Annotated in this window: 11 protein-coding genes; 8 read left to right on the plus strand and 3 right to left on the minus strand. The window is 51.3% G+C overall.

The features are described from left to right. Positions 1–18 precede the first annotated feature (18 nt). From ACO0LC_RS21585 to ACO0LC_RS21600, 4 genes are all read left to right on the plus strand, one after another. The gene (locus ACO0LC_RS21585) at positions 19–303 is read left to right on the plus strand and encodes an acyl carrier protein (RefSeq protein ID WP_423006955.1); all 285 of its coding nucleotides are present in this window, start codon (positions 19–21) and stop codon (positions 301–303) included. 7 nt (positions 304–310) lie between these two features. After that, positions 311–1468: an efflux RND transporter periplasmic adaptor subunit gene (locus tag ACO0LC_RS21590; RefSeq protein WP_423006957.1), complete on the plus strand. Its 1158-nt coding sequence runs from the start codon at positions 311–313 to the stop codon at positions 1466–1468. A 105-nt stretch (positions 1469–1573) separates the two neighbouring features. Beyond that, entirely contained in the window at positions 1574–4633 is a 3060-nt protein-coding gene (locus tag ACO0LC_RS21595; RefSeq protein WP_423006959.1) for an efflux RND transporter permease subunit, read from the plus strand. A gap of 75 nt (positions 4634–4708) precedes the next feature. Next, positions 4709–6961 (plus strand): ABC transporter transmembrane domain-containing protein, encoded by a 2253-nt coding sequence (locus ACO0LC_RS21600; RefSeq protein WP_423006961.1) that lies wholly within the window; start codon positions 4709–4711, stop codon positions 6959–6961. Positions 6962–7030: 69 nt separating this feature from the next. Here the strand turns inward: ACO0LC_RS21600 and ACO0LC_RS21605 are convergent, their stop codons facing one another. Further along, complete coding sequence (locus ACO0LC_RS21605; protein ID WP_423006963.1) at positions 7031–7342, minus strand: STAS domain-containing protein; 312 nt, start codon at positions 7340–7342, stop codon at positions 7031–7033. Positions 7343–7612: 270 nt separating this feature from the next. Between ACO0LC_RS21605 and ACO0LC_RS21610 the strand changes: the two genes are divergently transcribed. Further along, positions 7613–7846, plus strand: a complete 234-nt coding sequence (locus ACO0LC_RS21610) for a hypothetical protein (protein ID WP_423006965.1) — start codon at positions 7613–7615, stop codon at positions 7844–7846. Positions 7847–7928: 82 nt separating this feature from the next. Here ACO0LC_RS21610 and ACO0LC_RS21615 read toward each other — a convergent pair whose 3' ends face one another. After that, a complete protein-coding gene (locus ACO0LC_RS21615; protein WP_423006967.1) occupies positions 7929–8723 on the minus strand; it encodes a 4'-phosphopantetheinyl transferase family protein in 795 nt (264 codons plus the stop codon). 56 nt (positions 8724–8779) lie between these two features. On the opposite strand from ACO0LC_RS21615, the gene ACO0LC_RS21620 reads away from it, so the two are divergent. From ACO0LC_RS21620 to ACO0LC_RS21630, 3 genes are all read left to right on the plus strand, one after another. Next, positions 8780–9445 carry a thioesterase II family protein gene (locus ACO0LC_RS21620; protein WP_423006969.1) on the plus strand — a complete coding sequence of 222 codons (666 nt, stop codon included), beginning with the start codon at positions 8780–8782 and terminating at the stop codon, positions 9443–9445. Between the two features lie 390 nt (positions 9446–9835). Beyond that, positions 9836–10846 (plus strand): ferritin-like domain-containing protein, encoded by a 1011-nt coding sequence (locus ACO0LC_RS21625; protein ID WP_423006971.1) that lies wholly within the window; start codon positions 9836–9838, stop codon positions 10844–10846. Positions 10847–10862: 16 nt separating this feature from the next. Beyond that, on the plus strand, positions 10863–12716 hold the full coding sequence (locus ACO0LC_RS21630; protein ID WP_423006972.1) for a hypothetical protein: 1854 nt from the start codon (positions 10863–10865) through the stop codon (positions 12714–12716). Between the two features lie 104 nt (positions 12717–12820). On the opposite strand, the gene ACO0LC_RS21635 is transcribed toward ACO0LC_RS21630, so the two are convergent. Next, positions 12821–15397 (minus strand): DUF4962 domain-containing protein, encoded by a 2577-nt coding sequence (locus ACO0LC_RS21635; RefSeq protein WP_423006974.1) that lies wholly within the window; start codon positions 15395–15397, stop codon positions 12821–12823. Positions 15398–15816 lie beyond the last annotated feature (419 nt).

Here is a 15816-nt window from a genome sequence, read left to right on the forward strand (position 1 = left end):
TACATTCCAGGGTAGACAATGACGGACGCAACCGCAAATAGACAATGGAAGGCAGATCAGCTGGAAGACTGGCTGGTCAAGCGTGTGGCAAATATACAGGGGCAGTTGGCGGACGATATTGATCCCGACATGCCCTTCAATAGCCTGGGCCTGGATTCTGTTGATGTCATGGACCTTATCGTGGAACTCGATGAATTACTGGGTATGGAAATTGAATCAACCATCATTTGGGATTATCCGACGATACGCCTTTTGTCTGGCTATCTTGCCGATTTGCTTTCCGGGACACACGCACTGAAATGAGGTCATCATGTCAGTTTCTCGCCGCATCGTATTCTGTGATCCGAGACAGCACTGCCTGAGCAGTTTGCTGTTATTCGTTTTGCTGCCTTTTTTCATGGCTGCCTGTGGTGACAAACCCAAGGCAGTACAGGCAGATATCACCCCCAGGGTGAAAACTGTGACGGCACAGGCTGGTGGTGAACAGCGCTTCCGTTCCCTGGTTGGGGAGTTGCAGCCAGCAGAGGTTTGGAACCTGGCATTTCCGGTACAGGGCAGGGTTATACAACTTGCCGTCAATGAGGGGGATAAGGTTAAGAAAGGTCAGGTGTTGGCCAGGTTGGACCCCATGGCCTATGAACTCAAGTTGAAAAACGCCCAGGCCGGTCTGCAAAGTGCGATGACAGAGCGCAAAGAAAAGCGCGATGCCCTGGCCGCCCAATCCAAACTCAGGGAGCAGGGCTATATGACAGGCAATATGCTGGAGAAGCAGAGGGTGGAACTGGCAGCTTCAGAGACTCGTCTCAGCAATAGTGAATCTGCCCTGGCGCTGGCAAAACGTGATCTCGATTACACCCTGTTGCTGGCACCCGCCGATGGCAGGATTTCTGCCCGCCTGATAGAAGCCTTTGCCGATGTGAATGCCGGGCAAGCCATCATGCGCCTGGATGGGGCAGCCGGTTTGCGGGTAGCGATACGTGTACCCGACAAGCTGATGACTGGCTTTGATCTGGGCACAGCCGTCAAGGTGCAGATAGGTGAGCGCAAGCTGGAAGGCAAGGTCAGCCGTATTGATGCCAGGGCCACGGCTGGTGATGCTTTTCCCAGCTATATCAGCCTGTCTGGCGATACCACGGGTTTGCGCCCTGGTGTGACGGCTAATGTGCAGTTTGCACTTGCAGGCGTAGCAAACCAGGAAGTACAGTTCGGGAAAAACATTATTGTTCCCCTGCAAGCCATTGTTCCAGGCAACGCGCCAGGCCGTGGTTTTGCCTTTGTGCTGGATGGGCAGAGCAGCAAAGTCAGGCGTGTGGAAGTCAGGATCAAGGCAGTCAATGAGCAGGATGTAGAAATCGATGAAGGGCTGAAGGCTGGTGACGAAGTGGTGGTGGCAGGCGTGGCTTTTTTGTCGGATGGGCAGGTGGTGAAGGCTTTGCTGAAAGATGGCAAAGGCGGCAGCAGGATTTGAATGGGGTTCCCTGCTGGTACCAGGCTGGGGTCAAGGCCAGGGCTGGGATCAGGAGTTAACGGGCATCCGGCAGATTATCCGAAGTGATTTTTCACAGGCTTAGTAATGATCAAGCTCACCGCATATGCATTCAAGAATCCACGTCTGCTGCTGGCCTGTATCGTCCTGATTACTGGCCTAGGCATCAGCCTGTTCCTGAATTATCCTGCGCAGGAAGATCCACCTGTCAAGGTCAGGGAAGCCATCGTCAGTGCATATTATCCCGGTATGTCACCAGAACGGGTAGAGCAACTACTGACACGCCCACTGGAAGAAAAGATACGCGAAATCCCTGAAGTGCAAAGAATCACTTCCACCGCCTTTACTGGCGGCACCATCATCAGCGTCAAACTGTATGACAAATATTTCCAGCTTGAACCGCTATGGCAAAAGCTGCGCAACAAGATGGCGGATGCCCGTTCATCCCTGCCAGATGGTATCAGCGGCCCCAGCGTCAACGATGATTTTGGTAATGTCGCAATCGCCACGCTGGCCATCACTGCGGATGGTTTCACCATGGCAGAGATGCGCCAGGTGGCGCTCAAGTTGCGTGACAACCTGAGCAGTTTTCCTGGTGTGCGCAGAGTCGAAGTGCATGGACTGCCGTCAGAAAGAATATACCTGGAAGGTTCACCGGCACAGTTGTCGCGCCTGGGCCTGTCGCTAGGTGATGTGCTGGCCAGCCTGCAAAAGCAAAATGTGGTCTTGCCTGGTGGCCAGGTCGTCGCAGACAAAGCCATCGTCACGCTGGAACCTACCGGCAATTTCAATGACATGGCGGATATAGAAAAAACCCCCATCCTCATCCCCAGGACCGGCCAGGCGATAGCCCTGTCCGATGTCCTGACTTTGCGTCGTGCCTATGTAGAGCCACGTAGTACCGGTGCCTTGTTCAATAACAAGCCCGCCATCGTGCTGGCCATCTCCATGGCGGAAGGTGGCAATGTGGTGGCCTTTGGTAACAGCCTCAAGGCACGCATAAGCGAAGTCAAGGCCGGTTTACCGCTGGGTTTCATGCTCGATTTTGCGACTTTTCAACCGGAAGTGGTCAGTCATCTGATCGCCGATGTGGAGCGCACTCTGTATGAAACCCTGGTCATCGTGCTGATCGTGGTCATGGTTTTCCTGGGCATGCGCACGGGTCTTATCGTGGGCATCATCGTGCCGTTGACCATGCTGATGTCACTCATCATCATGAGCCTGATGGGCATAGAATTGCAGCGTGTCTCCATCGCCTCCATGATCATTGCCCTGGGTTTGCTGGTGGACAATGGCATCGTCATCGCAGAAGATATCATGCGTCGCCTGGTGGCTGGCGAAGAGCGCCGGCAAGCCTGCATAGATGCAGGCGTCAGTTTATCGACCCCCTTGCTGACCTCGGCCCTGACGATAGTCTTGGCCTTCATGCCACTCTTGCTGGCAGATGACCAGACCGGGGAATATGTGCGCTCACTGGCCCAGGTGACCAGCATTGCAGTGCTTAGTTCCTGGGTGCTGGCGCTGACTTTCACGCCTCTGGTCTGCTACCATTTCATGAAGGTATCTGCCAGCCATCAGCAAGAATCAGAAGAGCATTATGACAGTCGCTTTTATCGTGGTTACCGTCGCTTGCTGGAAAGCATACTCCGGCAGCCACTGATTTTTCTGGGTGTGGTCAGCTTCGCTTTTGTTCTTGCCATTTCAAGCTTTGGTCTGGTGCCACAGCAATTTTTCCCGAATTCTGAACGCAACCAATACATGGTGCTCATCAATCTACCGGCTGGTTCTCCCTATGCGGAAACCGAGCAGGCCATCAGGAGGCTGGATGCCTGGCTGCTGGATAAAAAGACCAACCCCGAAATCAGTAGCGTAGTTGCTTATGCAGGTTATGGCGGCCCGCGCTTTGTGCTGGCCATGGCACCGGTAGCGGGTGCGCCGCATCGTGGTTATATCGTCGTCAATGTACCGCTGGGCACCAGTGTCGATGCGCCGCTGGAGCGCACCCGCAACTACCTGTATGCCAACTTCCCTGAATTGCGGGCTGAGGTCAAAAAATTCTGGCTGGGTGGATCGGAAACCGGCCTGGTTGAATTTCGCATCACCGGTAGTGATGCTACCGTACTCAAGACCCTGGCAGAACAGTTGAAGCAACAGATGCGCGGCCTGCCAGACACCATTGATGTCAAGGATGACTGGGAAAACCGCACCTGGAAATTGCAGGTCAAGATAGACCAGGCCCTGGCCAGGCGGGCAGGCATCACCTCTTCTGATGTGGCGCTCTCCCTGAATGGTGCACTGACTGGCATACAAGTCAGTGTTTTTCGCGATAGCGACCAGACCATCCCTATCGTCGTTACGGGCAAGGACAAGGAAATGATGTCCTACGACAGGTTGAAAACCCTGAATGTGTTTTCCGAAAATGGTCAGACCTCGGTACCACTGGTGCAAATCGCAGAACTCATAGGCGTGCCAGAAGACGGTGCCATACGCAGGCGCAATGGTGTCAGGACTGTGACAGTATCCGGTAAAAGCCTGAGTCTGTCAGCCAATGCACTGGTCAAACTGATGCGGCCACAGATAGAAAAGATCAAGCTTGATGAGGGATACCGCATAGGCGTAGGCGGCGAGCTGGAAACCTCGGGCAATGCCCAGGGGGCACTGGTGAAATTTTTACCTGTAGCACTCGCATCCATATTGCTGTTGATGCTGTGGCAGTTTTCTTCTTATCGAAAAGTATTGGTCATCGCCATCACCATACCCTTATGCCTGGTCGGTGCGGTTGCCGGTTTATTGTTGACCAGGGCGAATTTTGGGTTCATGGCCATCATGGGCATTCTGGCATTGGCAGGCATCATCATCAACAATGCCGTCTTGCTGCTGGAGCGTATCGCCGAAGAACTCCATGAAGGAAAATCTCATTATGAAGCCGTGGTCATGGCTGCACTTAAGCGCTTGCGTCCCATAGTCATGACCAAGCTCACTTGCATATTGGGCCTGGTGCCCTTGATGCTTTTTGGCGGTGAGTTATGGTTTGGCATGGCAGTTGTGATAGTGGGCGGCCTGGCCCTGGGGACGGTCTTGACCCTGGGTGTCATACCGGTGACATACACAATTTTGTTCAGAGTTAAAAAGCAGATTCAGAGTTAAAAAGCAGAAACAGTCAATATGAGTTATCTCACTTCCACAGATGCAGTGACATCGAATCGGTAAACTGGAGCAACCATGAGCAATCAAACGGTAACACCCAAGAATGAATCAGGTAAGACAGGGGAAGAACATAAAGTCAGTTTCTGGGGATTTATCGGTCAGGCGCTGGGCCTGGCTTTCACCTACAGGTTGCTGGCCAGCCTGGTGGCACTGGCTTTGCTGGTGCAAATTGCCTTCAATCTGCTCATGCCTTTAAGCTACCGTTACATCTTCGATAAGGCCATCGTCAACAAGGACATGGGTTTGCTGGCGATCTTGCTGGGCGTCCTGGCGGTCGGTTTCATACTCAATGCGGGGGCAGGCTTGATGCAGGATTATGGTACGGCCACCATAGGTTCGCGCATCTCCAAGAGCTTGCAGGAAAGAATGTTTGCCAACCTGCAAAAGCAATCCACTGACTTTTTCAGCAAGACACCACAGGGCGACATCATCGCCTGTTTTGGTCCTGACGTGATGGCGATAGAAACTGCCCTGGTGCGTGGCCTGCCCAGTTTTTGTATGCGCCTGGTCACCATCGTCACCAGCCTGACCCTGCTATTCGTCATTGAATGGCGGCTGGCCATGGTGGCGCTGATACTCATGCCCATGATTGCCTTTGCGCCCAAGCCTTTTGGCCCACGTGCGCGCAAGTTTGGCCGCTCGCGTGATGACCTCCAATCCGGGAATGCCGGCATGGTGCAAGAGAATTTACTGAATCATCTGACCATACGCACCTTCAATCTCAGCAAATACCGCGAGCAGCAATTTGGCGACAGATTGACACGTTTGCAGGAAGATGATTTCAGGGCTAATTTTTTCACCTCCATGATAGGACGTTCAACCAATGTTGCCGCCGGTTTCCTGCAGATAGGTGTGCTCGGTGTGGGTGCCATTCTGGCTGTCATGGGTTTTCTGACCACGGGTTTGCTGATTGCCTTCATAGGCTTATTGTTGAACATTGGAGGAGCCACTGACAACCTTACCCAGGCCATCCCCTTGCTGGTGCAGGGTATGAACAGTTATTCGCGCATACAAAAACTGCTGGGTGCGCAGGCAGCATTGCCGGATAGTCCAACTGCAAAGGTGCTGCCAGCGATACAAGAGAATTTGAAATTGCAAAGCGTGGAATTTGCCTACCAGGCCGACCACCCCATCTTGCGTGGCGTTGATATAGAAATCCCGGCGGGCAAGACAGTGGCCATCGTCGGCGGTTCAGGTTCAGGCAAGTCCACGGTCTTGTCCTTGCTGATGCGACTATATGATCCCAACAAGGGCAAGATATTGCTCGATAACGTGGACTTGCGCGATGGCACAGAGGCATCGCTGCGTGCACAAACCAGCGTGGTCTTGCAAAACACGGCCTTGTTCGATACCAGCATCGCTGAAAACATACGCATGGGCAGGCTGGACGCAACAGATGAAGAAATTATCGCTGCCGCCAAGGATGCTGGCATCCATGACTTGATCGAGACTTTTCCGAATGGCTATCAAAGCGTGGTCGGCAGCCAGGGTGGCAGCCTGTCTGGTGGTCAGCGTCAGCGTATTGCGATTGCGCGGGCACTATTGCGCAATCCACGCATACTCTTCCTGGATGAAGCCACCTCGGCACTCGATGCCCATACCGAGGCCGAGATAGGCGCGACCCTCGATGCCATCTCTGCCGACTGGACCGTGGTATCCGTGACCCATCGCTTTACCCATATCACTAATTACGATCTCATCATCGTCATGGAAAAAGGTCTGGTGGTCGAGTCTGGCACGCATGAAGAGTTGCTGGCCAAAGATGGCCGCTATGCCATGCTGTGGCGCAAGCAAAGCGGCTTCACGATTACCGACGATGGCAAGGCCAGTGTTTCTGTCGAACGCCTCAGGGGTATCCCTTTCCTGTCAGAATGTTCGGACGAAGTCTTGCAAAAACTTTCAAAATCACTGGTGTCAGAATCTTTTGCCGCAGGCAAGCCGGTATTTGAAGAGGGTGAGCCTGGCAGCAAGTTCTATATTGTTGCCCGTGGCAAGCTGGAAAACTACGTGAAGATAGAAGGCGACAAAGAAACAACGCTGGGCATGCTGGATGATGGCGACTACTTTGGCGAAATGGCCTTGATACGACCAGTACCTCGTACCTGGTCTGTGCGTGCCGTGGTCGATAGCACTTGCATCAGTCTTGACAGACAACAATTCATGGAACTCATGGATGCTGATCCTAAACTGAAAGAAGCGGTGACGACGACAGCCTATGAAAGAGCGGCAGAGTGGACGCTGGCTATCATGGAAGCAGCAGACGCTTGATGTTCATTGCGCAAAGTCAAAAGCCCTCGCAAAAAAAATCGGGGGCTTTTTTATGACCGTTTGATGAATTCAAAAACGTGCCAGCGCCGCATCCTTGTTCGCCTGTATATCCAGGATGGTATTAAAGCCACTGACCAAAAATACTTCATTGATAGAATCATTCAGGCTGCAGAGTACCAGCTTGCCGCTGGCGGCCTTGGTTTTCTTGGCGGTCAGCAAGATAACACGCAGGCCCGCACTGCTGATGTAAGCCAGCTCAGAAAAATCGATGAGTATGTGTACTTCACCAGCCTCGATAGCAGTGAGAATTTCTTTCTCAAATGCAGCAGAATTATTGCTGTCGAGGCGGCCAGCAGGCGTAAAGGTTTTTATATTCGGCATAATGATCCTGACAGGAAAGTTTGTGGTCCAGATGCTGCATATTCTAGACGTAATTTTGATCCAAACCGTACTTTTTACAACGCAAAAATAATAATATATTTTTATGATTTGTTAAAAGCTAGACATCATTTCTGTGCGCGTGTAGTATAGCCTTCGCTGCCTAAAATTTGAGCTTTGGTTTGAACTTGAGTTTTAAATTTGCGGCAGCAGAGAGTTTCGTTTCATTCCGATAAAATCTTCGTTGAACTACGTAAACTAGGGGTAAGAAAAATGGCACATTTATATGACCAACTGGCATCTGCAATCGCAAAATCCGCACAAGATCCTGCATATCGTACCAAATTGCTGTCTGACGCAAATGGCACACTGAAAGCTGATGGCGTTGACATCGGCGGTGCAAAAATCACTATGGAATGGACAGAAATCACCAATGTTTTGAGCATCCTCGTTGAAAACGGTGGTGCAAACTGGAATGGTTCTATCGTCCTCAGTATTAAGAAATAATTCCCCGCTAGCAGAGTAGAGCACATGGCTCATCCGGGCTATGTGCCTGATGCATTCAAGTCTGACATGATCTCGTTTTTTACTATCTCGTTTTACCTGAGCAAAAATCCCTGAACAAAGACGCTGCATCCATGAAAATAGTCATGCCCTGCGCTGATATGCCTTTGTCTTTTAGTTTCATCCCTGATGTTTTTCTTCTTGCGAGTGCGAATACGTGCTGCTGGTCATATGGTTTCAGTAAAAAGTCCCATGCATGACCCGGGCTATTGTCCAGTCCTTGCAGTAGGCTGACTGCAGATCCATAATCCACGCTGAACACCAGCCGTCGGGCATCGGCAGACAAACCGTCGCCAGTGGCTTTCAGATAAGCTTCTTTTAATACCCATAACTCGTAGAATTTTTGTGTCCGGCTTTTCTGATCACGGCGATTGATGGCAGCGATTTCCCGGCAGTCGCAAACCACGCCCATCAAATCATCAAGATTGACATCGTGATGTAATAATTCCACGTCGACACCGATATCGGCGTCATGCCCTAATGCCACGACGACCAACTCGCCAGCATGCGAAATGCTGATGGCCGGTGCCTTGAAATCCTGCTTCGCAAGCGCTATCGCTGGTTTGCCGGATGATGCCAGAATGATGCTGATATCTGTCAATGGCAGGCCCGTCATTTTGGCTGCCGCCAATTTGGCGATGGCGCGGCCGCCCAAATACCTGTCCCTGTCATCCTGTTGCAAATAGCGCGCGCAACGGGTATGTTCAGTATCGCTCAATAGTGCCAGTAGCTCTTGCCTGTATTCGCGCAGATCCGTGAGTCTGGCTATCCAGATTTCTGCCTGCGCATTCAAGGTCGGATTGTTATTGTGGTCGGACATGCGTGACTTATATTCTTTACTAGTGCAATCTATTTTTGTGTCAAAGGAAAACCATATTGAAGATTATCGCCTATCCATACGCTGGTGGCAGCACTTATAGCTATGCCAGGCTGGCGCGTGAACATGGGCATGAGTGGATCACCTTTGATCCACCTGGCCATGGCAGCAATATGCGTTATCCCCTGATGCACAGCATACCCGAGATGGTGACAGCCTTGCTGGAACCCACTCTGCGTGCCACGGCGGGCCAGCCCTATGTCATGTTTGGTCATAGCATGGGGGCCTATATTGCCCTGGCCATGCTCGACAGGTTGGTGGAACTTGGTGCCAGCCTGCCACAAAGGCTGGTGCTCTCAGGTGCAGCTGCACCACATAGCCGGGTTTTGCAGCACCATGCAGATTTACCGCAAAAAGAATTTCTGGCATGGGTGGCAAACATGGGTGGCATCAGCGCAGAAGTGCTGGCAGAACCACAGCTCATGGAATTATTTGAACCCATCTTGCGCGCTGACGTAGGTGCGGCAGAAGCCTATGTCGATGGCAGCCTGCGTGACTATGATGTGCCTGTGCGCATCTTGCTGGGCAAGGACGACAGGATAGCCCTGGCCGATGGTCTGGCCTGGGCCGAATGTTTTGCGCAGGCACCGGAAGTGCACCTGTTTGCGGGAGGACATTTCTTCCTGTTTGATGAAATTGCAGCCGTGCAAGCCTTGATAGCCTGATCTTCTTCCCATCAACTGAGCGGGATGGGCTTGCTTAAGCCTTATCTGCGCAACTACCGGGTAACTTTCAATTACCCGGTAAAAATACAATCTTTGTGAAAATGTTGACAAATGTCTCATTAATGCAAATTTGTCAAAATAATCAGTGCAAAATTATTATCATATAGTAAAGTTAAAATAATAATTTCTCGCCTTCTCAAGCTTGCTTCAACAGCCAGAGTATTCCATTCAAGCACATTAAGTATTGCCCGCCATTGCATGTACTGCATGAGGCAAACCCGCGATTGCCGCATCCGCAATCTTTTTTGTCATAGGTTCTTCAATACTAGGAGAAAGTCATATGAACACGCAAATTCCCGCCGTTTATCCCAAAGCCTGCAAGGAGGGAACATGATACTGTTAAAGCTAGCGCCCATTACCAGTATTGCCCAGGCGCAGGCCATGCTGGAAACGGCCATCAATGTAGAATTCGGTACGCTGCCACCGTATCTGTATGCGCAATTGACGATACTGCCAGGTAGCAATGGGCCAGCCATGGCGCGCCTGCAATCGATTACCCACCAGGAAATGATACATCTGTGCCTGGCGGCAAATATACTCAATGCCCTGGGTGGCAGCCCCAAGCTCAATCCGCCCACTTATCCCGGCCCTTTGCCTGGGGATATAGGGCATGACGGCAAGGTCCTGACCCTGCATATCCTGCCGTTTGGCAAGCCTGCCATGCAACAGGGCATGAATATAGAAATGCCGGTTGATCCTATCGATTTCCCGCAGTTAAAGACACTGGCTGCAGCACCCTTAGTCAAGGCCGTCACCATAGGGCAGTTCTACGAAGCCCTGGACGCCTACTTGAAAACCTTGCCTGCCACGGCCTGGCAGGCAGGCCGCAACCAGATCGCCGACAAGCAATTCTTTCCTGGCCAATTATTTGCCGTGAATAATTATGCAGATGCACATAGGGCGATCCAGACCATTATTTCCGAAGGCGAGGGCAGCAGTACTGACCCGCTGGATTTTGGCAAGGAACTGGCGCACTTCTATCGCTTTGAAGAAATCTATCGCAACCAGGTATTGACCAGCAGTGATTCACCGCAAGGTTTTTCCTGGGGCGGGCCTTTGGGTGTGGACTATGACAAGGTATTTCCCGCGATTGCTGATCCGCAATTGCATGATTTTTCCAAAGAACCAGCCGCTGCCAGGGAGGCGCAAGACGCTTGCACCATCGCCTACAGCGCCATGGTTGATTCCCTGAACCTGGCTTTGAATGGCAATGCGGCGCAACTGGGGATAGCGGTGCGCAAAATGTTTGATTTGCGCATGGCAGCCATCCAGGCTTTGCATGCCCCTCTGGCAGACAAGCACAAAGTTGCTGGTCCGGCCTTCATCTACAAAAAAATCTGACACGGGAGAGAACAGCATGAGTATCCTGCAAATACCGCGTATCCATTTCAAGGGGCAAATTTCCTGGGACCCCATCGTCACCAATAATTACGAGAATTTTTATAATGAAGACACATCTCAAGCGGTGTTGACACCACCCGAGAGCATGAGCCAGTTTCGCCAGTCTGCCATTGATGCAGTAAAAACCGTTGGCAACTGGAACCCGCATGGCACGCACAGGGTCAAGTTCTTTGATGCCTTTGTATCCTCCGTTGACCTCGGCCATGGCCTGGTGACGACAGACAAACTCTGTGGTGCACCCTGCAGCCTGAATGCCATGTTGATAGACCTGGAACCCTATGGTGCCTGCACCTCGCAATTGTTTTTTGATGCCGTCAGTTTTGGTATAGACGGCGGTTGCCGCATCGTCGCACCGCGCAATGAGCGCTTTACGGCACGCTATATCAATTTCGCACGCAATTCATTTGGCTATACTGCTGGTGGGGCTTCAGTCAACTGGCAAACCTCGTTCGCAACAGCAGGTTTGAAAATTGATGGCCACAAAAGTGCCGCCCTGGCTGCCTTGCAACACGCCTTGCAAGAACCAGATGCACAAGGCCTGGTCATCAGTTTCAACGCCTATCGCACGATCTATTTTGACGACCCTACGCTCAGTAATGCCGTCGATGGATCTGGTGACGCTCAGTCTGCGCAGTTGTACGACAAATTGATGGCTGGCGGTTTTCAACCCAATCCGGCGCGCAGCATGGTAGTCGGCACTATTGGCGTCTGGCGCACAGGGGAGCCCATGCATGAACCAGGTGACAGGGCACTGCTGCCGCCGCTACCCAAAGTCAGGCCATTGTTTGCGGCTGCCCATGCGCGCCTGGATAAAAACCAGGTCAGCCTGGACTTGTCCAATAGCGTCAGCGAAACCGGGGCTGATTTGAAAAAATATGATTGGGGTACATTACAACTCTTTGCCGTCGACAAACTAAGCAAGAAAGAATATTTGCTGGGCAGCCTCAACTACAACCAGTATGACCGCGCTGCCTATGAGGCAGGCTCAGGTATAGTCAGCATGAACATTGACCATGCTACTGAAGCCGCTCAGGCTGACTGGGAGTTGCGCACCGCTGATGGCAAAGTCTTGCTGGCAGAAGCTCCCGTGCGCCTGATACCACGCACGCCTAACCTGTATCTTGATCAGGGGCCGGCAAATTCAGTCAAGTTCCAGGCGTATAAACATGGCAAGCCCTTGTTCCAGGCCAGCGATGTCACCTTGTTCCAGATGTCGGCAGATGGCAGCACGGTAACCGCCACGCAAAACCTGCATACTGATGGGGAAGGTAGCTTGCGTGTCAAGGCTGACGCCAGCAAAGGTCAGGTATATGCCTATATCCCGGTGCCTGGTAAAGACGTACCTGCACCAAAAGATGGCCTGAGCACCCAGATCTACACCTATGCCTATGTGCGTGTGCGAGCTGCCGACAGTGATATTGCTGCCCTGCCAGCCACCTGGGACAATGTCTACAAACACGTGCTCATCAACTGGAATGCCATGGCCCCCTGCATGGATAACTGGCTGGACCTGGCCAATCCGGCGCAGATACATGGCTATGCCTCGATACTGCGCCGTCTGACCGATCCTGCTGCATTTGAAAGTTATTTATTCATGCCGGTAACACGCGACCTGACGGCAGGGCAGCGCAGCCTGCTCTATAAGTTCCTGGAAAGACCTGCAGCCGAGATTGCCACTGAAGCGGTGGCAAGCACGGCAAACAAACCAGTAAGGGCAACACTCACTGCGACCAAGCCTGTGCAAGAAACGACAAGCCTGCCGCATTTCACGCAATTGAGTCGCTCCTTGCGTAATCCTGGAAAAGAATAGTTTTTTTGAAGTACTGAAGTAGCCAGTAACAATGAAAAAGCCACCTGATATCAGGTGGCTTTTTCTATAGATTGACCAGTTTCAATATATAAACATGATCTGTTTTAGTTATTGAATATGTTCACCACTTTCTGATTGAATTCCACACCCTTGCTACCTATGCTGACGACGGCATCGCTGCCATTGATGCTGACATTCACTGCTGTGGCTGAGCAATTTTCCTTGATGACGGTGACTGTGCTCAACTCTGTTGACGCCTGATTGGCGGTTGAGCGCAAATGGAATTGATTGGGTGCCAGGGTTCCACTAGGTGGGTCTGCTGGTACTTCAAATTGGTCTGTGGTCGCCATGCTGGATGGGAAATTCTGATGATAAATGCAAATCGATGAATTGCCATTGACCACTTTGGCAAAACCCGGTGTGCTTAAATCAAATGCCTGCAAGGCGTGGAAGTTCAATTCCCATTTTCTCGGTGTGGTACTGGTCGCCCAGTCATAGATAACACTGATTTTCTCTTCCTTGAAATAGGCTATTGAGCGTATCGCATTGTTGAGCAAAGGCACCCAGTTGGTCGGTGCCGGTGCCTGGCGACGATAAGCCTTGGCTGCATCACCGGTGACAATGGCAATGCCATTCGCCTCTCCACCATTGATCAGGTCGCCAGATGAATCTGTGGTGTCGACCGGGTTGGTCGGTTTCAAGGGGATGGCACTGGATGCCGCTTCAGATTGGCCTATGCCACCGTCAAAAGTGAGTACATTGTGCGACTTGCTGGCCCTGGTCTGCAAATGATGAGGCGAGCCGTATGAGAAATAATAGCCGCTGCTGATCAGCATGTCCTTGCCATTCGATACCAGGGTGAAACTGTTCTGGTCTGCATAAGAATGGTTATAGGCACCCCATTTGCTGGACCTGAAAGCCAGGCTGGACCTGTTAGCATTGCTGATATCTGTGGTCAGTGAAGCCAGGCCTGCATCCGGGAAGTACCAGTTATTTTTATCTGGTGTTTTTTTAGTTACCGGGCGCTGGCCCATTCCCACCAGATTAAAGTAAGTAACAGGTCGCAGCGTCTGATTAGTGGCATTCTGTGCATTTGCTTCAAAATACCATTGGTGATAGGCATTTTGGGTGAATAATGCATAAGGTTGCAAGGTGTCAAAGGAAGAAGCCAGATAAAAATACGTATAGGCGTGGTCATCGCCAAATGGCACCATCAACTCCTTGTATAAAGGCGCGGTGAAAGCCATCAGGTAATCTGGATATTTTGCATAATACGGCAGACTGCTGAGATCTATACCTGTCACTGATTTGATGGTGACCAGGGTTTCCAGCAGGGTAGCCACATACCAGCCATAGCCATTACCATTCTGGAAGGCACCGTCATCACCGCCGAATGCGGTGCTGCTGATCAGGAAAGTATTGTAGGCATCTGTCAAATAAGTTTCTGCTTCAGGGAAGTTACTGTCACCAGCCAGCAGCAACAAGACATTAACCATGAAACCTACATCAGTCACCCCATGCGAATTCAATTTTTTCGTATGTATGCTGGTGATCAGCGCAACCATCTGCTTGGTTCTGTTCTTGATGACAGCAATCACTTGATCACGTTCTTGCGCACTCAGGTCTGCGTAAAAGTAGTCATATCCCTTGGCTAAGCCTAGCAGTACTTGTCTGGCAGCCTGATCCTGAAACTGGAAGCTGGTCGTGCCCTTGTCTGCATCCCATTTTGTCATCTCCAGCAACCTGGCTTTGCCAGCTGCCTTGGTAGTGGAATCATTTGTCAGTGCTGCCATATAGCCGAGGTAGGCGATTTCACTTGCGGCGGTGGTGGCTGTCGTATTCAAGGAGTTGACCCAGCGCGTATAGTCCGTCGGCACAGTGAAGTCGCCGGGCTGCATCATAGGAGGCTCGGTAATTACTTTTTGTGCTTGTATCGTTTTAATTTTGGCGTTCAAGACAGCAAAAGGGGCTGTTGCATTGCTGGTGATGTTGTCGAGCATTTGCTCACGGCTGACATTGTGTGGCAAACCACGTGGACGGCTCGCTATTTTTGCAGCGTCTACGATATTTTTCGGCGTGATGATAGGTAAGGATACTGCACTGACATCAACAAAAAAACGACGTGGACTACTGGCGATGATGTTGCCATTACTAGCCTTGTAGTTGACTGTCCATTGATATTCACCAGCGGGAAGCTCGGCAGGAATTTGGAAGTGCGGGAATTTGCTGCTGGCTGTCAAATAAGACTTGCCGTCTTTATTGATCTGTATATTCCATGGAGTGGTATCCGTGGCGGCAGGATAGATATTCCCTGCAGGCCATTGCAAGACGGGTGACGTATTATTTGCAATAGCACAGTCTTCAGGATAGATTTTGCCGAATACCATGGGCAGGACTGAGATGAAGTCCGGTTTTTGGTTGGCGGTGCAAGTCTGGCTATATCTGCTTTTTAGCAAATTGCTGTCGAATGTCGCGACCAATTGGCTTGCTGGCGGTGGCCCAGCAGGAATTGCCTTCAGGCTGGCTGAGTCGCCATTATTCAGACCTAGCCGCGCCATGTCTTTATTTGCAGTGGCTCCATTGGGAGCGCCGCCGCAAGCACTTAACATGATGGTGGCCATACAGCTTGCCAATATACTCAGCTTGTGCTGACCTAAGGTAGGGGAATTCTGTGTCGTCATGAGGGGATAACTCACTTTCTTTTTCAAGGAAATGGAAGTGGTGGTCAGAGAACTTGGGCTAACTGATATTAAATAAGCCATGGATTGTGGACAGTAGCAAACCCGCTGGCTACCCAGGCGAGGTCTATCCTGCTGACAAGCAAGGTATTTCGATAGCAATGCCATAAGGCAATGGATTATCCGGCGAATATGGATTGGGTCAATATTTAAAGTGAGGATACTGGTAAGTGTTTGTAACATTGAGGTGATCGGGAGATGCCAGGGCGTCTCCAGCCTGCAAGCGCTACTTGGCCAGCAGCTATCAAGACCTTTGATATAGTCAAAGGATGGCTTGGTGCCAGAATGGATTAGCTCACTGGTGCTGACGGTGGGCCAACACCAGTGATGTCAAACTGTTTTGAGTCTTGCGCTGAACCTTG

Source organism: Undibacterium sp. JH2W (genome assembly GCF_049340425.1).
Taxonomy (GTDB): Bacteria; Pseudomonadota; Gammaproteobacteria; order Burkholderiales; family Burkholderiaceae_D; genus Undibacterium.